We start from the raw sequence: 16767 nt of genomic DNA, 5'->3' as shown, positions 1-16767 counted from the left end.
TCCATCGGGACTTGCCGTCTACGTGTTTGCCGACTCTAGCGCCGCTCGAATCGCTGATTCCACGTCGTGTTCCGGCGTCCAGCCCAGTACGTCGGTCGTCCGGTCGGTGTCGACCGGGAACGAATCGACCAGCGTCTCGTCGTCGCCCCGCGGGTTCTCGACCAGTTCCACGTCGACATCGATGTCGGCGGCCGAGGCGGCGATATCCTTGACGAGTTTGGCGACGGTGTGAACCCCCGGGTCTTCATCGCTGGCGATTTCGTACTTCTCGACGCCGGTCTCGCCGCGGTCCAGTTGCTCCAACAGCCGTTCGCAACTGTCGACGTACGCCCGGGCCACGTCCTTGACGTGGATGAAGTTCCGGGACTGCGTCCCGGGCTCGTAGACCGTCAGCGTCTCGCCGGCAAGCGCGCGGTTCACGAAGAAGTTGATGACGGTCTCCTTCGAGACGGTCTGGCCGTCTATCTCGTGACTGCCGTAGAGGTTCGAAATCATGAACTGGTGGGCCGGGAACGCGCCGTCGGCGTACGTCTCGATATCGCGCTCGTTGAGTAGTTTCGTCCGCCCATACCAGTTCAGCGGGTCCCGCGGGTGGTCGACCGTGATGGGGAACTCTCGCGGGTCGCCGATGACGGCCATCGAGAACGGGAAGATCAGCGCTGCGCCGGTCTTGCGGCAGAACCAGGCGACGTTGTCGGTTCCCTGCACGTTGACCTCGTAGGCCAGATCCTGCTTTTCCTCGCAGTCGTCGACGCCGGAGATCGCGGCGAGGTGCATCACGACGTCAGCTCCGTCTAGCGCCGCTTCCAGACGGTCCCGGTTCCGGATGTCGACGTGTTCGATGTCGACATCGCCGACGGACCGCACGGTACCGAGATAGAAGTTGTCGATAGCGGTAATCTCCCAGTCGGGGTGGGCCTGCTGTAGCTCGTAGATGACGCGGCTGCCGATGTAGCCCGCACCGCCGGTGACGGCGATGTGGGGCGTGTTGTCTGTGGGTTCTGTCTCAGGCATTGGTGGTGAATTTCTCCGCGAGGTCGCGGACGCCCTCGCGGAGCGTCCACGACGGTTCGAAGCCGGTCCCGCTCAGTCGGTCGAAGTTGACGTGATACGACGGGCCAGGATGCTCGTCTTCGAGGTAGGTCACGTCGACCGGGGCGACCTCGTCAGCGACGATGTCGGCAATCTCCGAGATCTGGTAGTTCGCGTCCATCGACCCGACGTTGTACACCGGTTCGTCCCAGGACTCGGGATCGCACGCCGCTTCCGCGTAGGCGCGGGCGGCGTCCCGGACGTGAATGAACGGCCGCCAGTTCGAACCGTCGCCGTAGACGGTGAGCGGGCGGCCCGTGAGTGCGCGGAACACGAAGTAGTTCACGACGAGGTTGAACCGGATGCCCGGCGAATGGCCGAAGTTGGTGGCCATCCGAAGGGCGGTACCTGTCATATCGAACTCCTCGCAGTACTCCTGCAGCAGCGTTTCGGACTCCAGTTTCGTCTCCGCGTAGGGGTTGATCGGGTCCGGATCGACTGTCTCGTCGATGTCGGTGCTGGTCGCGCGGCCGTAGACGTTACACGAGGAGGCAAAGACCACGTGGTCGACGCCGAGTTTACCGGCCGCAGTCAGGACGTTCTCGGTGCCGTCGTAGTTGATAGCGAACGTCTCGTCGCGACGCTCGTGCGTGCTCGACGCGCCGGTGATGGCCGCGAGGTGGATGACGCGGTCGACGCCGCGCATGGCGCTCTCCACGTCGCCGTACTCGCGGACGTCGCCCCGGCGAAATTCGAGGCCGTCCCCCAGCGTTCCCAGCAGCGCCCGCGGCGACCCCGAGGAGAGGTCGTCGAAGACGACGACATCGTCCACGCGGTCGTCCGCCCGGAGCAACGGTAGCAGCGCGCTGCCGATGTAGCCACAGGCCCCGGTGACCAGCACGTCCATCGTCAGTCCTCGCTCAGGACGCCCGGGAGGAACCGGTCCTCGTGGGCTTCGATGGTGTCGGCGTAGCGGGTCAGCGTCTCGAAGATGTCGCCGACGCCGTCCTCGAAGGACTGGGACTGGCCGCCGATGAGGTCGTCGTAGCGGTCGTTTTCGATCTCCATCTTGTGGGTCTCGTCCTCGTCGCGGGGGTTCTCGAAGTGCTCGACGGCAACATCGAGGTCGTACTCGCTGCCCACATCTGCAATCGTCTCGGCGATCTCGACGATGCTAATGGCGCGTGTGACCTGGTTGTACACCGTCAGTCCCTCGGGGCGCTCGTCGGGGTCGGTCAGGGCCACTTCGGCCAGCCCTTCGACGGCGTCTTCGAGCGAGACGAACGGCTTGCGCTGCTCGCCCTTGCCATAGACGGTGACGGGATAGCCTGCGACGGCCTGCGCACAGAAGCGGTGGGTAACCGTTCCGAAGTAGTAGTCGAAGTCGAAGCGAGTCTTGAGACGGTCGTCAGCGCGGGTTTCTTCGGTCTCGGTCCCGTAGACGATGGCCGTTCGCACGTCCGAAATCGGGATGTCGAACTGCGTGTGGGCCAGGCGCATATTCTGTGCGTCGAAGCCCTTCGTCGCGTGATACCAGCTTCCGCCCATGTTGGGGAAGGGCACGTCGTCACGCTCGCCCTGGTTCTCCATCGTCGCGCCGCCCTCGGGAATCGGGAACTCCGGCGCGCCGTAGACGCCCGTCGTCGTCGTCTCGACGAAGTGGGTGTCTGTGAGGTCGTGTTCTTCGAGACCCCACAGGAGGTTCCGCGTCGCCTGGAGGTTGTTGTGCTGGGTGTAGTTCGCCCGTTCGCCGTTGATCTGGGAGTACGGCGCGGACGGCTGTGCGGCGGTGTGGACCACGACCTCGGGCTCGTGAACCGTCAGCAGTTCGTCGACGAAGGCCTTCTCTGCGAGGTCGCCCTCGACGAAGGAGAGGTTCGTCAGGCCGTGGACCTCGCGGGCCGCGTCGAGGCGCTCGTCGATGCTTGCGACCGGTGTCGCGCTCGTCGCGCCGACGTCCTCGACCCACTCTCTTCGGGCGAAGTTATCGACAAGCAGCACTCGCTCGTCCGTTCGGTCCGCGATCCGCAGTGCGGCCGGCCACCCGACGTAGCCGTCGCCGCCAGTGATGAGGATAGTCATAGTTACTCAGTTAGTGAGTAACTACGATGCGTAATCAATCTTCTGGTCAGTTACCTGCTAGTCTCGGACAGCCTGACTGCTCATGAGACACGCATTCGGCCTCAAAACAACAATTTTCACCCGCTACTGGCCGATATCGAATCGGTCGAAGTACTCCAAGACGTATCGGTTCGCATCTGCCGGTGGCTCCGTGACAACGCGATAGGCGTCGTGCTGGTCGTCGAGTGTAATTCTCGCCCCGTCGTCGGGGACGACTCGGTAGACGATCGGTACTGTGTGTCGAGAGTCGACGCCGTCGACCGACGACGTGTCCCAGAAGTGTTCGCTGACGCCAAGCCGTTCCGTTTCAACCGACGTGAGGCCGAGTTCCTCCGCGGCGATGCGTAGTACTGCGTCGTCCAGTCGTTCGCCCTTGTAGAGGCGGCTCCCCGGCCAGAACCACTCGCCTTTGGCTGGCTCGTTCTGTCGTCGTGTGAGTACGACGCCGCCCTCGTACTCGACAACGAGGTCGACACAGGGTTGGGGCATGTTTTCGAGACAGGTCGCGAACGTCGCTGTCGGAATGCGTTCGTCGTGGACATCCATGTCTTCGGCTTGCGGGCCGCCGATGAAAGCACTCCCTATCTCGCCGTTTCGCAACCGTTAAAACTGACCCTGTCTTCTATCCGATTGCTATCGCACGGGCCGGTGGGGTAGCCTGGTATCCTTCGGCCTTCGGGTGGCCGTAACCGCGATTCGAATTCGCGCCGGCCCATACCATACAAACCCTTTTTCCCGGGTTTCCTAACAGTTAGCGCCCGCTCTACGGGGTGGTCGCTGTGAGTATTCAGCGGGCTCACGAGCTGTCCATCTGCGACTACTGCGGCGGCTACATCGAATCACCGCGACAGCCGTGTCCGGCGCTAGACGAGGGGGTGTGTCGTCCATGAGCCGAGCCAGTCGGAGCTGGCAGTCGAGCGACGATCTGCCCCAGTCAATCGGTGGTCCGTCGACGCTGTCGATGCCCGACGACTGGACGCTGTCGACGGCGTGGCGGCGCGCACAGTCCGAGAACGACCGTGGTGGCGCTATCAACGACGCCGAGCGTGTGGTCTACCTGAGCGACGGCGACAGCACTCATCGCGTGCTGTGGGCGCTACAGGGCCGCACACTCGTCGCAGACTGCGACTGCGCCGGCTACCAGTACCACGGCGGCTGGTGTGCCCACGTCGCTTCGCTGTGGTGGCAGTGGGTCCGCGGGCAGATCGTTGTCGCACATCTCGACACGGGCCGCAAGTATCCATCACCACCAGCATGGCTCCGCCTCGACGACGAACCGACCGCTTTCAACCAACTCACTCCTGCCGAACTCGACGCTTACCTGACCTGTGACCTCGGAAGCCTCGGGGTTCGGGAGTACGCCCGACTCTCCGGTCGCTCGCCCGGAACCATCGGGAACCTACTCCGCTCTGCCCGTGACGAGATGGAGGGCCGCCGATGACACAGGCGCGCACGCCCGCCCTAGCGCGTGACCTTCTGGCGACCCCGTGGGGGGCTGTCCTACACGTACCAACATCGGCGTCCGTCACCGCGCCGTATGGGGATTCGTCCCCGTCTTACGAGGAGGTGGCTAGTCAGACATGACTGGTGGAAGCCAACTTCACGAAGAAGATGGGAGTGACAAAATCACCTTCCGTCTGTCGACCACGCTGAAAGAACAGTACAAGGAACAGGTCGACAACATGAGTGCCGATCTAGAGGAATACGTTCGTCAGCGCGTTTCGGAGCCGGAGACTGATGGCGGCCTTGAACCATATGCTGACCCGGACAATCGAGAGCTTGCCATTGCCTACCGGACGCTCTGCGAGAAGCGCACTGATAACGGCATTGTCCGAGGAGAAAGCGCGAAGCGTGCACTTGCTCAGGCTGTCGATAGTATCGACCAACAAGACGCACAGCGCCTTCTTGCCCGACTTGAGAAACGCGGGTATGTCCACCTTCAGAACGGGATACCACCAAGCGACTACACCGCTGTCCACGTCCGGCCGTTCTCACGTAAGGGTGGAACTCAGAACCAAACTGCCGATGCGTGATTTCCGTCTTGCTTAGTTAATTATTAACTAAGCAACAGGTTTTATTTTGTATATCGTCCCATCAAAGACTATGACTCGAAATACAACCGGTGTATCGATGCCCGAGTCAATGGTCGAAAACATAGACGAGAACTACGTAGCAGCCGGATATCACAGCCGATCCGATTTGATCAGAGATGCGGTTCGTGACAAGTTGTCTCAGATTGAACGCCAGTCAAAGTAACCTGCTTCTCTATTCTCTGCTGTTGACAACAAGCGAGAACCCTTGGTAGTAGTGCCACTATCGCCGGCCGCATGGCCGCCAGCGAGGAAACAGACAGCTCCCAACCCGCGGACCCTTCTACAGTAGCGGAATTAGAGGCGCTACCGTACAGCGAGAAACAGCGTCTCGCTGGGGAACACGGGTACGGGCGAATTGTCGGTGTAGAGGAGGCAGAATTAGAGAATTTTCTCACAGATACACTCGCACTCAGTGAGAGCGAGAACGTCGATAGTGGCAACGATAGTGAACCGGAGGGAGGAACCCAGACAGTGACAAACTCAGAGAGTACGAGCGCCAGCACAGAGACACAGACAGACGCCATCTCCGTCGGTCACGAGGGGAAAGAGAAGCTATCCCCTGAAGGAGCGCCAGACGACGAAGGAACAGCAGTAGAACCACCCAGCGGTGTCGACTTAGACGGGCTGTCACCAGACGACCTCGAACCGAGTGAGTCGGAGTCACCAGCGAACCAGAGCGAGAATAGCGAACACGCTGAGAAACCAGAACAGCAGGAGCAGAACGACAGTAGCGAGAACAGCGAGGATAGCGGTGGCTTGTTGGACCGGATACGCGGCAATAGCGACCGTTCAACAGACGAAATCGTAGCGGAAGCAGATAGCGAGGGAGAACGACAGCGCCGCGAGGAAGTCCGTGAGACGTTTGCTGATGCCTTCGGGGAAGAGTCAGGAGAGAGCGGCGATAGTGCCGAGGAACAACCCGACTCCGGCGGTGACCACTCACCAGCGGGAACCCAGCAGGCCAGCGGCATGGTAGTTGATGAGACGGTCGTGAAGCACCTCATTGGAATGCCCTTCTCGATGACCGCGACGATGACTGACTGGGAGGGCTGGGAACTCTCTGAACAGGAGAAAGCGGCCAACGCAGAGCTGTTCATCGCCATGTGCGACGAGCACGATGTCGATGTCGGCCCGACAGCGATGTTCGCTCTATCGATGCTGGGAACCGCTGGGGGCCGAGCGATGCGCTATCGTCGCCATCGAGATACTGACCCGGTTGAGACTGACCGGAAACAGAGCGAAGACGCTCCTGAATTCAACGACGACGTGACAGCGGTACGCGGTCAGGACGGCCGCCGAGATCGCCGCGACACTCGCGCCGAACACAGAGCAGAACAGAGCGAGAACAGCGCAGAAAGCGAATTCGATTTTGAAGACAGCAGTACCTGGTAATCATGCAGGAAATCATTCAGCAGCTCGCGTTAGTAGCGAGTCAGGCAGATGAATCGCCCGAAGAACGAACGCAGCGACTCAAACAAGTTGCCGACGACAGTGGTGCAACGGCCCGGACACTCTACGAGGTGGAGGAAGATCTTCGCGGACTGGGATGGTCCGCTCTTGTCGACAATGAGGAAACAGTCGACCAGATCGAGGCGAAGCTACAGGGGTTCGCTCCGATGTTTGGCCTCGACCCACAACGCGCGGAGGACCAGTTTGGTCCTGAGACATTCATCCATCTCTTCTCGCAGTACGCGCTTGCGAGGCCGGAGGCGACAGCCTACGCTATCGCTACGCTTGACGACGTACTCACCCGGCGTGGGCTGTACGATGAGCTTGACGTCGACGTACCGGAACCCGGCGAGTACAGCGGCAGCGAGGGGCAGTAGCAAGCGATGGATATTGACCTGAGCGAAATCTCGGTCATCCTCGGCCAGAAGAACTCGGGGAAGTCAGTGCTCTTCGAGCACCTGCTGACCCAGACAGAGCGCTACATTTGTATCGATCCGAACGCCGAGCATGGGCCACCGGGTGCGGTGTTTCCCGATAATCCCGGTGACGTGCTCGACCACTGGATGCGCGGCAACACTCAGCAGGTGATTCGAGAGAACCCGTTCACCGAAGATGTCCTCGACGAGTACCTTCGAGCGTTCGGCCAGCTCAAGCGGTGTTACCTCTATCTCGATGAGGCACACAACTGGATGTCCGCACATCATATTCCCGAAGTCCTTCAACACCTCGTGAAGTGGCACGTCACCCACGCTAACTGTGGATTAGTACTCGCCGCTCACAAGGCGAAAGAAGTCCACGATCAGATATGGACACAGACGGACAACTACCTGATTTTCGCCTACGGAGACCACGAAGACAGCAAGTTCAGCAAGGTGAGTATCCCCGACAAGCACCGGGTGACCGAAATGGACCCGAACGCGTACCAGTTCCTCACGTACAAAGATGTGGCTGGAGCATCATCGACTATCCGAGGGCCGGTTGAGATTCCGGCGCACCTACGATAGCGTAAAATAGCGCGTACAGACTTCTAGCGGCCATTCGCTATCGGTGTTGTCAACAAACAAATACTGAATCAGCCCTCGCGGCAACTACTGGTCGCATGGTTTCGACCAGCACAAGCGGAAACTCGGAGTCGGGTGGGTCACCCAGTAGCTCCGGGTCTAATGGTATCGTCGAGTTCCTGAAAACGCCCATCGGAATGGCTGCTGTGGGCGGGTTCGGGGCTGCAATCATCGCGGGCTACTTCATCATCTGAATCATGGCACTACAAGTCTCTGAACGGAACGCTGCTATCGGTGCCAGCGCGGCGGCAGGGCTTCCCGTTCTGATGTCGGCAGGAGGTATCAACATCGAGGATCGACTGGTGGACGTATCGAATGCAGTGTTTGAGGGTGACCTCGGCTCTGCATCGATGGTGACCGGCGGGGCCTTCTCGCTCATCGGGCTCGGGCTCATCGCGGCAGCATGGGTCGGCCCGCTTCGGGGCTCGCTCGGGATGCTCGCCATCGGTATCGGAATCGGCTTCGCTATGCTGGGTGTCCAGAGCTTCGACGCTGCACGGAGGGCCAACTGATGACCGACGAAACACTCAGCACGGAACTCCAGTACGCGACAGTCTCCGAGAACGTCGCGGGTACGCCGACGCCGATCACGACCTGGGACGTGCCGGAGGGAATCGCTATCTCTATCGCACAGGGATCGCCAGCGATTCTCGACGTTGAAGCCAAGGACGGCGGCAACGTCTCGCGCTCGACGAAGATCGGCTTCGGCTATCGGGAACCGAACGACCCGCTGGATTCGTGGACGGTCATCAGCGAGTTCGCCGTCTCACCGTTCAACACACTGTCGCTGAAGGACCAGCAGTCCGGCGAGAACGCACAGCGCCGCCGGGTTCGGTTCCTCCGTGACCGAGTTCCGAATGGGCGGCTGACGCTGGAAGACGCTGACGAGCTGGCGCTTCTGGTGAACGGCCCCGACGTGGTCGACCCGGCAACGCTGTTCTTCAACTACCCCATGCAGGTGGACAACCGGTAGACCATGAGCGGAGCCAACGCACGGCCGGGGAAGACGGTCTACCTCGGTTCCGAGATGTTCGATTTCAAGAGCTACCAGCCCGGCTCAGAGGGAATCGTCGCGACGACGAAGGTCCCGAGCACGCAGGTCTGGAAGGTTCCAGTCGGGATGCCGTTGGTGGTAGCACTCGTCGGCAAACAGACAGCGACGGCAGCAGGGGGTGACACTACCACGGTCGATCTCACTCCCGAGGCCCCGATCGTCGACTACATGGACGACGTGACTGCCGGCGAGTACACGACTGACGCCTCGCTCGTCGGCTACTTCGACAGCGACGGTGACGGTGACCCGGATACGCTCATTACTGACAGCACAGACACGCAGTACACTGGCACGTTCGGGACTGACGGCGATTTCGTTGCGTCGGCAGAGCTGAAAGAGACGACCGGAAACGGCGATGTCTCAGTCGCCTTCTACGCGGTGATGCGCCACGGGCTGACGAAGATACAGAAGCGCAACAGTGGGAAGGGCAACGTCTCGCAGGAACTTCAGAGCGAAGACAGTATCACATGGGCGTTCTCGAACCCGGATTCGCCGGAGACGGACCGCCAGATCACATGGGACGGACGCAACAGCGGGATGCGCGGTGTGCTCCCGCCGAAGTTCAACATGGACCTGCTGTTCTTCGACACAGAGTTCGCTACGGCCGTCGAGGCAGCCGACGCGGAGAACGTCGAGGTGAGTATCCCGGTGAATCAGCGGCCCCTTCGACCGGATGAAGAGGCTGCTGAACTCCGGCGAAAGGTGACTCAGACCATGGTGGCCTAACGGGCCACCGTTCCAACACATGGTGATTTTACACGACACTGACGACCCAGATAGCAGCAGTACCGATACTGGCTGCCCGTGTGACAGCGGCGGGAACGTGCTTGCAGGGCTTGCGGAGAAGGCCCGGGTAGTAGCCGACCTGATAGCGCCGTTCTCGTCGCTGTTGACCTCGCTGGTGCAGGCTGCGACTGTTCTGGCACTGATTCGGGGGCAGTCGATATGAGCGGGTATGGACTCATCGGAGCAGATACGCCGATAGACGATCTGCTTGAACAGTACTTCCCCGGCGCACCGAGGAACGTGCTGTACGAGGCTTTCGAAGACGAAACGAACGCGCTGCTGGCGGCCCTGCTGATGGAGATGCGGGGCGACGACATCGACCAGAACGTTTCGGGCAACTCGGAAGCGGTGTACTACAGCGAACCCGGCGTTCCGGTTGACGATACCGACGAAGAGACGGTTTCGTGGGACTTCGCCGCGGATACCGTCGTCGTCTACGGATTTGACTCCCCGATAGTTGTCGCGTTCAAGGCGACAAATAAGGCTGACCGGTTCATCCCCCTGACCCCGTCGGACGCGCCGTTCTCTCTGTCCCCGCCGGGCGGGCTGGGTGCCTCAAAGCTGTGGTATCGGAAGATGACCGAGGGAGACGCCAGTACCTCCCTGAACGTGCTGGCACTCAAGTAAAATGACGTTTACAGGACCAAACGCAGTTACCTGGGGCGAAGCGCTCGCGGCACTCCGCGACAACATAGACAGTATCAGTGGCTGGAGTATCATCGACACATCAGCCAACGGCGGTGCGACTCCGCTCACTACGGGTGAGTGGTTCGTGCTGGAGACGCCGAACGGCGAGAACCACCGTCTCAAAATCCGAGATAACAGATACAGCAGTGGCATAACCATGGAATCCGGTCCCTCGTGGGATACCGCGAACACGACATGGGAAGACCGCTACGCCAACGATATCGCACAGAAGACTGGAAGCGACGGATACGGCGATCCGATGGCGTACGCCCCCGACGACCGTGGTGGTGAGCGTATGTCCATGTCTCACTCTGTGAGCTACTATCTGGACTACACAGACTCGGGATGGGTGTTCTACGCGGAACGGAACGAGGGTGACGGTAACGACGAAGATCTCGCCATCGGAATGGCTGAACTCTCGAAGACATGGGACTTCGACTCTGCGGCCAACCGCGAAAGTAACTACGCGACTCTATGGCACGCACAGGCGTTCAACGCCGACTACGATAATAGAGAAAAAAGGCAGTGGACAAACTTCCTCCCGGCGATGAGCGGCACGCAGTCGGGAAGCACACACCACGGCCGCGGGATGGTGAATCCCGACAACAACTACGCAAACTACACCACGACCGACAATGTCGTTGCCAGTTCGCAGTATCGGAACAACCGCAACAACGATGCAATCATTGGGACCCATGACCTGTGGATTCGGGAGGAAAGCGGTCAGGACGCAAGTCACGAGGACACGATACAGGACAGCGGGGCGAACAACCTGTACAAACTCCTGAAGGCCCACAACGTCGCGCAGGTCGGTATCGGGATGAGGTAATCCGATGGCGACGTACACTGAAGCACCGGCCGGGACAACCGCAGGAAGCCAGACGCGCCCAATCCCGGCGAGGACGGGAACCGCTGCTGACGGGGAAACACTGAGTACGGAGCGTCCAGCTCCGCAACGGGCGGCGGCTGTCGCAGCTGGTGCGACGACCGACACGATACGGTCCCGTCCACGTCGGCCCGGTGACCGAGCGGATACGGTCACCGTCTCCCTCGACCGGCCACGGGTCACCCGTTCCCGGGACCACGCCACCAGCACCGACCGAAGCGGGGTACTTATTCCCGCAGCGTTTCGGCCGGTGAGAGTTTCGGTGGTGGACCCGGACGGGAATCCACTACCCGAAGTTGAATGGGTGATGTCGGCTGGCGTGTTCCCGACAGCGGCTACTATCGACGGTAGCGCACAGGGTGACCTCCCGTGTCTTGCTACGACGTACAGCCATTTTATGGGCGTAGCGCGCCGTGACGGTGGTCCTAACGGAGTTCAGTACACATGGTTCTCACCGGCTATCGATGCCGATGGGAACCCACTACAGGAGCCTATCGGCCCGCTTGATGACAGCGCTGAGATCGTTCTCGATCCGGTCGAGATCAAGGGTCTGTACGCTGGGACCGGGGCAGACTTCGGAGGGATGTTAGGATAATGGTGAACCTGAATATCGACCAATCAGAGCCGTATATCGACAGTATAGACGTACCGAGCGAGGCCCGCCCAGATGAGTCGTTCACCGTGACGGTCACAGTCGGAAACGAGAGTTCGATTATTGCCCCGCAGGATGGGACGTGTCAGAGCGGGATACTCCAGTTCAACACTGGATGGCGGACGCCGGTCATCATCTACGTCGACGGGCAAGAAGTCCATCGAGAAACGAAGTGCCTCGACGGCAATAGCGCCCCGAAGACGGTGACCAAGCGAGTAACGCTGGGTAGTGGAGAACACAGCGTCACCGCGGAAGTGCTGAAAGTACCGAATGACACGGTTGCAGAAGAGCGGGCGGCGGAGGTAACCGTTCACTCTGATGCACAGGACCCGGCCCTGCCGACGACAGGTGACCGACTGACAGAGATGATTAGCGATATCGCAGATGCGCTTGGCGGAACGACCCAGCAGGTGATGCTGGGGTTCGCTCTAGCCGTCGTGCTGCTGGTGGTGATCTGAATGGTGACGTTCGCTGGCGGTATTCCAGACGGCGGGCTCGTACTGGAATCAGTCGGAACGACCTCGTTCGCTGTGTACAGTCCCGACGATCCGCGTGTCGACCGGCGGCAGGAATACGAGCCACAGCTACAGGCCGAAGTGACGAACACCTCTTTCGAGGAACGAGAGGCAGCGGTCATCTGGACATTCGATGATACCCATGTCCAGAGTCAGACTGAGACGATTGAAGCCGGACAGACGGCTACAATCTCGAATCGGGTTCCGTGGGAGAGGCTACAGGAGAACTTCGACCTGATTCCGGGCGACTACGAACTCGGTGTGCAGCTGCTTGGCGGCCCGTCGTGGGACAAGCAGACGACGACGTACGGAACGATGCACGTCTACGAGAAGCGTGTACCCGACTCCGGTGATAAGCCGAACGACGAACCCACGTACCCACCCATCAGTGACGGCGATCCGCCTGACGGAAGCAGTGACCCGCCGCCTGAGAACACCGGGCCAGAGTCTCCGCCTGCCCTGCTACCTGACGGGTTCCCGACGCTGCCGGCGGTCGGGCCGTTGACTGCCCCACAGACAACGCTCGCGGCCCTCGCGGTCGTTGCGGTGGTGGTGCTTCGATGACGGCTGCACGGCTACTGGGACAGGTATTCGGTGTGTTGACCGGTACACTTGGCGTACCCGGAACGCTGCTACTCATCGCCATTGTCGTTGGCGGCGTGGCAATCTGGAGGGATGCTGATGGTTGAACCGTACACCGCAGCGGCATGGGCGGTCAGCGTCTCATCGATGCTCGTGGTCGGTATCACGGGCTGGGTCGGCCGCCGCGTGGTCGGCTACGTTGAGGAGACGCGCAACGAGGCGCAAGCGGCCCACGAAACCGCAGAGAAAGCCGTCCGTGTTCTCCGAGGTGAGGAAGGAATCGACGACGCCGGGCTCGTCGAGGATGTCCGGTCACACCGCCGGGCGCTCGTCGACGAAGGTATCTACCCACCGAAGGCAACGGACGGAGGTGAGAGCGATGCCTGACCTGACGTGGGTACAGCTTGGCGCTCTCATCTGGTTCTGTGTCACGCTGGCGGTCACCGACGGTGCGGCGCTCTCCCGGCTGGGAATCGCGTGGCTGGCGAAGCGGTTAGGACTACAGCCAGCCGAGATAGTGCGCTTCGAGGCGGCGGCTGGCGGTGGTGACGAGTGACGGAAGTCCTCGATATCCGGTCGCTCCCTCGGACTCGACAGGAGCGGTTGCAACGGTCGAAGTCGTTTGGCGATGTTGCCGAGGAGATCGTGGCTGAGGTGTACGGCTTGGAGGGCCTATCGCTTGACCCGGACTGGTGGGACCTCAGACATCCCAGCAGGGCGACGAAATACCAGGTCAAATCGACATCAACGACAGTCGGCAACAGGTATCCCGGCGATGGTCGCTTTCGCGTCTGGGAAGGACAGACGCGCTCTCTCATCGCGTCGGACGCACAGGCGACGGCGTGGTACGCGTTCGTGTTCCTCGATGAGACGGACGGCGTACTCCGAACCACGCGCATGAAGCCGTCGACGGTGAACAACCTCGTCCAAGAGCGGGGCGGATGGAACCGCTCGGGTCATTCGATGGGGAAGCAGCACAAAATCCCGTGGGACGAGGTTTTCTGAGTGTCCGGTTCTGCACTGAGAGTCGGACATCCTCGTGCCTGCGAATCCTGCGCTTTGAACAGGTCAGTTAGTGCTAGAGAAATGAACGCCCGAGCTCGCAGAAAGGTAAACTCGGAATTCATCTCCCTCTTCGATAACGTCATCCACGTAGTCAATATCCATTATATCGCCAATCTCCACCCCTGTGCTAGGAATGTATACATCGATTGTCTTGCTCCCACTTGCGTCAGGGCTTTCACGCATATCAGAAAATTCAGCTTCAATCCTCGATTTGGCTTTTTGACTAGACATACAGGCAAGAAGATGGTGCTCTTTATATATCAATCTTGCTTGATCGAGAATCAAATAGTTCTGATCCAATAATATATATTATTGGGTCACAGTGTAATTCGTGTATTTATGATACCGTGGGGAACTATCGGGATTGGTGCGCTTGGGGCCGTGATCGGCGGCACGATTGTCACGCTTTTTGCACCGGTGTTGCAACCGCTGGCAAGCTACCTGAATAAGAAGATCTGGATGGTATCAGGCCGTTTTGATTCACCAGCACCGAAAACTTATACATTAACTGACACTGGATACAGGCCTGGGGATGACATAGCTAATTTTCCACAGACTTGGAAAAACTCGTATAAGATAATTGACTTTCATTTGCAGAACACATCAGATAGGCCTCTAATTGACTTAAAGTGTTTTCTATCATTCGATGGTGTTGTCGTTGAATCAACAGTTATGCCCTCAAGTTATCGGGGTGTAGAAGTCACGCCAACAAGTGATGGAGAGATCCGTTTTAACGATGGTTCCAAGACAGTCCATGAATCAGCGAGCCATGGGGCTATGGATGTGTTTTTAGATCGCTTACCACCGGGCCGGTCTGTTCGTGCTAAGTTCCTCATCAACTCGGATACATCCAGAGCGACAAGCGTCGTTCACCCAGACCAAGAGGATTCTACCGCAAAGTATCGCTGGGAATTCCATGATGTAACGTATACTGATTCTCAACTAATTAAAGATGAATCCAATAACACCTAGTTTTCCTATTACAGCAGTGCAAGTATATCGTCTGCACTGATTAGTGCGCGGTACCACAAAATCTGGTGCCCGGGAACCCGGCATTCTGGTGCAATCTCGCCAAATCTGGCCCCTGTTATCCCCCGAGTTGACCGAAAAAACTAGATGTTTTGCAATAGAACTGGGGAACGAGTGCATGAGGCTGAAGGACTACGACAACGACGACGGGAAACGGGTGTGGCTGTCGGACGACGAACTAACGAGATTCATCGAGCAGGCTGAGACACCACACCAGCGGCTTGCCTTCCTGCTCGCCGGTCGGGTCGGACTCCGGCGCTCGGAAATCATCGAGGTATGTCCGCAAGACCTCGTCGACGGACCGACTGGCGATCACATCCGAGTCTGGGAGAGCTACGCGAAGCGGGACAAGTACCGAGAGCCACCAGTCCCGCAGGAAGTCGTTACCATCGCGGAGACGCTGGCGTACCAGCAGGACGACGACGAGCCGCTGCTGGACGTGGCTGGGTCAACTGTGTACCGCTGGGTCCGGCGTGCAGCTGACGCACTGGAAGAGGAAACCGGCGACAGGGGTTGGCAGTTCCTCGACGTTCACGATCTCCGGCGGACGTGGGGCACGTACCTACTGGAACAGGGTGTGATCCCGTCGGTCGTGATGTCCTTCGGGGGTTGGGAGGACTGGGACACGTTCAGGAAGCACTACCTCGGAGAGTTCAGCCCGGAGGCGATTCGTCGAGAGCGCGGCAAGGTCGACTTCCTCGAGGGCGGTGATGAGGAGTCTGAAGTAGTTCATCCAGGGACTAAACACTCGATTACCGAAGAAAAACCGATTGCCCAGCTAGTTGAGACTCCTGAGTGAATTTGCTAGCTCGTTTCTTTAGATGAAGAGCCTCAATACTACGTATTGAGGCTCTTCATCCGGAGAAATTTGGCTAGGGTACGCCCTTCTACTATGTAGAAGGGCGTACCCAAAACACTAAATCAATCACTCACTAGGTTACCACTATAATGGGCATGAACTGGGATGCGGAACGGGAGATGTCCCGTGACGTTAAAGAAAACAAGGAACTGTACGAAGCCTTCGCAGCCTCGCCAGAAGACGACGAATAAGCAGATTACTGTTTTCAGCCGGTCGGGCTTCTGAGAACACGCTTGAAGTATAATAGCCACACAAGAAACAGTCTATCCCGGTTGTAGAGTGTATTGAGTCGTACATCCTCAATCTCTTGTCGGATTTCATGAGAGCGAATAACGGTCTGTTGTGAAACGTCTAGTGGCCATTTACCCGGTGTAATCCCATTATCTCGAAGTAGCTTTCTCAAGAGTGCCAATGCTGTTCTGTGGTTGGCATCAGGGAAAAAATGACGACCAGCGACCGCGTGCATCCAGCCTGCACACTGTTCACACAAAGTGTGGTTAATAGGAAATCTCCGCAGCAGTTTACGAAGGTCGCCATTCCGAACGTTCCAGATTCGGTGACGGAGTCGCTCACGCGACTGAATATCCAGCATATCATATTCTGCATCCGTCATCAAGAATGCGGTATTCCGGAATTTAAAGTTCTCTGCCCCTATAGATGAAAGATCAGTAATACGTGGTTGGTCACTTGGTGGAATTCGATTCATGTCTCTATAGACGAATGCGAAATTTCACACCGGATTCGATCCAGCCGGGCGGTGTCGCGTACCGATCCTCAAAGACCTTGCTTGGTGTCGGTCTCGGGCAATGTCTCGCATTGAGCTCACCCTTTAGGTACAGAATCCCTTCGCTTGTCAGGTCGTACAAATCTCCGCTAACGGGTGAAAGTAAACCGGC

Annotated in this window: 27 protein-coding genes and 1 tRNA gene; 23 read left to right on the top strand and 5 right to left on the bottom strand. The window is 59.0% G+C overall.

All coding sequences use genetic code 11. The features are described from left to right. Positions 1-18: 18 nt before the first annotated feature. The 4 genes from AV059_RS05135 to AV059_RS05120 form a co-directional block, all read right to left on the bottom strand. Positions 19-1014: an NAD(P)-dependent oxidoreductase gene (locus tag AV059_RS05135; protein WP_058992746.1), complete on the bottom strand. Its 996-nt coding sequence runs from the start codon at positions 1012-1014 to the stop codon at positions 19-21. Next, the gene (locus AV059_RS05130) at positions 1007-1939 is read right to left on the bottom strand and encodes an NAD(P)-dependent oxidoreductase (protein WP_058992744.1); all 933 of its coding nucleotides are present in this window, start codon (positions 1937-1939) and stop codon (positions 1007-1009) included. Before AV059_RS05130 ends, AV059_RS05135 begins: the two co-directional genes overlap by 8 nt. A 2-nt stretch (positions 1940-1941) precedes the next feature. Further along, positions 1942-3114: an NAD-dependent epimerase/dehydratase family protein gene (locus AV059_RS05125; RefSeq protein WP_058992742.1), complete on the bottom strand. Its 1173-nt coding sequence runs from the start codon at positions 3112-3114 to the stop codon at positions 1942-1944. A gap of 123 nt (positions 3115-3237) precedes the next feature. Next, positions 3238-3699 carry a GDP-mannose mannosyl hydrolase gene (locus AV059_RS05120; RefSeq protein ID WP_058992739.1) on the bottom strand — a complete coding sequence of 154 codons (462 nt, stop codon included), beginning with the start codon at positions 3697-3699 and terminating at the stop codon, positions 3238-3240. A 96-nt stretch (positions 3700-3795) separates the two neighbouring features. Here AV059_RS05120 and AV059_RS05115 point away from each other — a divergent pair. The 21 genes from AV059_RS05115 (at position 3796) to AV059_RS05040 (ending at position 13923) form a co-directional block, all read left to right on the top strand. After that, a tRNA-Pro gene (locus AV059_RS05115) sits at positions 3796-3868 on the top strand. Between the two features lie 171 nt (positions 3869-4039). Next, positions 4040-4594 (top strand): SWIM zinc finger family protein, encoded by a 555-nt coding sequence (locus AV059_RS05110; RefSeq protein ID WP_058992737.1) that lies wholly within the window; start codon positions 4040-4042, stop codon positions 4592-4594. A 139-nt stretch (positions 4595-4733) separates the two neighbouring features. Next, positions 4734-5186 (top strand): hypothetical protein, encoded by a 453-nt coding sequence (locus AV059_RS05105; RefSeq protein WP_058992735.1) that lies wholly within the window; start codon positions 4734-4736, stop codon positions 5184-5186. 70 nt (positions 5187-5256) lie between these two features. Continuing rightward, positions 5257-5409 (top strand): ribbon-helix-helix domain-containing protein, encoded by a 153-nt coding sequence (locus tag AV059_RS23160; protein WP_079990730.1) that lies wholly within the window; start codon positions 5257-5259, stop codon positions 5407-5409. Positions 5410-5480: 71 nt separating this feature from the next. Beyond that, the gene (locus AV059_RS05100; RefSeq protein WP_058992732.1) at positions 5481-6638 is read left to right on the top strand and encodes a hypothetical protein; all 1158 of its coding nucleotides are present in this window, start codon (positions 5481-5483) and stop codon (positions 6636-6638) included. Between the two features lie 2 nt (positions 6639-6640). Next, positions 6641-7072, top strand: coding sequence for a hypothetical protein (locus tag AV059_RS05095; RefSeq protein ID WP_058992730.1), 432 nt, complete (start codon positions 6641-6643; stop codon positions 7070-7072). A 6-nt stretch (positions 7073-7078) separates the two neighbouring features. Further along, positions 7079-7699 (top strand): hypothetical protein, encoded by a 621-nt coding sequence (locus tag AV059_RS05090; RefSeq protein ID WP_058992728.1) that lies wholly within the window; start codon positions 7079-7081, stop codon positions 7697-7699. A gap of 95 nt (positions 7700-7794) precedes the next feature. Then, positions 7795-7950 carry a hypothetical protein gene (locus tag AV059_RS21990; RefSeq protein WP_154021006.1) on the top strand — a complete coding sequence of 52 codons (156 nt, stop codon included), beginning with the start codon at positions 7795-7797 and terminating at the stop codon, positions 7948-7950. 3 nt (positions 7951-7953) lie between these two features. Continuing rightward, positions 7954-8268, top strand: coding sequence for a hypothetical protein (locus tag AV059_RS05085; protein WP_058992725.1), 315 nt, complete (start codon positions 7954-7956; stop codon positions 8266-8268). After that, positions 8268-8729 (top strand): hypothetical protein, encoded by a 462-nt coding sequence (locus AV059_RS05080; protein ID WP_058992723.1) that lies wholly within the window; start codon positions 8268-8270, stop codon positions 8727-8729. The genes AV059_RS05085 and AV059_RS05080 overlap by 1 nt, the downstream gene beginning before the upstream one ends. Before the next feature lie 3 nt (positions 8730-8732). Next, positions 8733-9536 (top strand): hypothetical protein, encoded by an 804-nt coding sequence (locus tag AV059_RS05075; protein ID WP_058992721.1) that lies wholly within the window; start codon positions 8733-8735, stop codon positions 9534-9536. Between the two features lie 19 nt (positions 9537-9555). After that, on the top strand, positions 9556-9759 hold the full coding sequence (locus AV059_RS21985) for a hypothetical protein (protein ID WP_129756001.1): 204 nt from the start codon (positions 9556-9558) through the stop codon (positions 9757-9759). Beyond that, positions 9756-10223, top strand: coding sequence for a hypothetical protein (locus AV059_RS05070; RefSeq protein ID WP_058992720.1), 468 nt, complete (start codon positions 9756-9758; stop codon positions 10221-10223). The genes AV059_RS21985 and AV059_RS05070 overlap by 4 nt, the downstream gene beginning before the upstream one ends. A gap of 1 nt (position 10224) precedes the next feature. After that, entirely contained in the window at positions 10225-11112 is an 888-nt protein-coding gene (locus AV059_RS05065; protein WP_058992718.1) for a hypothetical protein, read from the top strand. Positions 11113-11116: 4 nt separating this feature from the next. After that, the gene (locus tag AV059_RS05060) at positions 11117-11764 is read left to right on the top strand and encodes a hypothetical protein (RefSeq protein ID WP_058992716.1); all 648 of its coding nucleotides are present in this window, start codon (positions 11117-11119) and stop codon (positions 11762-11764) included. Further along, entirely contained in the window at positions 11764-12279 is a 516-nt protein-coding gene (locus AV059_RS05055; RefSeq protein WP_058992714.1) for a hypothetical protein, read from the top strand. The genes AV059_RS05060 and AV059_RS05055 overlap by 1 nt, the downstream gene beginning before the upstream one ends. Then, positions 12280-12900 (top strand): hypothetical protein, encoded by a 621-nt coding sequence (locus tag AV059_RS05050; protein ID WP_058992712.1) that lies wholly within the window; start codon positions 12280-12282, stop codon positions 12898-12900. After that, positions 12897-13025, top strand: a complete 129-nt coding sequence (locus AV059_RS22940) for a hypothetical protein (protein WP_255356104.1) — start codon at positions 12897-12899, stop codon at positions 13023-13025. Before AV059_RS05050 ends, AV059_RS22940 begins: the two co-directional genes overlap by 4 nt. Then, a complete protein-coding gene (locus tag AV059_RS05045; RefSeq protein WP_064287529.1) occupies positions 13018-13305 on the top strand; it encodes a hypothetical protein in 288 nt (95 codons plus the stop codon). The genes AV059_RS22940 and AV059_RS05045 overlap by 8 nt, the downstream gene beginning before the upstream one ends. Continuing rightward, complete coding sequence (locus AV059_RS21980) at positions 13298-13474, top strand: hypothetical protein (RefSeq protein WP_154021005.1); 177 nt, start codon at positions 13298-13300, stop codon at positions 13472-13474. Before AV059_RS05045 ends, AV059_RS21980 begins: the two co-directional genes overlap by 8 nt. Continuing rightward, positions 13471-13923, top strand: coding sequence for a hypothetical protein (locus AV059_RS05040; RefSeq protein ID WP_058992709.1), 453 nt, complete (start codon positions 13471-13473; stop codon positions 13921-13923). Before AV059_RS21980 ends, AV059_RS05040 begins: the two co-directional genes overlap by 4 nt. A gap of 63 nt (positions 13924-13986) precedes the next feature. On the opposite strand, the gene AV059_RS05035 is transcribed toward AV059_RS05040, so the two are convergent. Further along, the gene (locus AV059_RS05035; RefSeq protein ID WP_195156623.1) at positions 13987-14214 is read right to left on the bottom strand and encodes a hypothetical protein; all 228 of its coding nucleotides are present in this window, start codon (positions 14212-14214) and stop codon (positions 13987-13989) included. A 108-nt stretch (positions 14215-14322) separates the two neighbouring features. On the opposite strand from AV059_RS05035, the gene AV059_RS21975 reads away from it, so the two are divergent. Beyond that, on the top strand, positions 14323-14955 hold the full coding sequence (locus AV059_RS21975; RefSeq protein ID WP_154021004.1) for a hypothetical protein: 633 nt from the start codon (positions 14323-14325) through the stop codon (positions 14953-14955). 175 nt (positions 14956-15130) lie between these two features. Beyond that, positions 15131-15811, top strand: a complete 681-nt coding sequence (locus AV059_RS05030; protein ID WP_058992707.1) for a site-specific integrase — start codon at positions 15131-15133, stop codon at positions 15809-15811. Positions 15812-16767: the final 956 nt, after the last annotated feature.

The organism is Haloarcula sp. CBA1127, assembly GCF_001485575.1.
Taxonomy (GTDB): Archaea; Halobacteriota; Halobacteria; order Halobacteriales; family Haloarculaceae; genus Haloarcula.
This window is presented reverse-complemented; position numbering and strand designations above follow the sequence as displayed.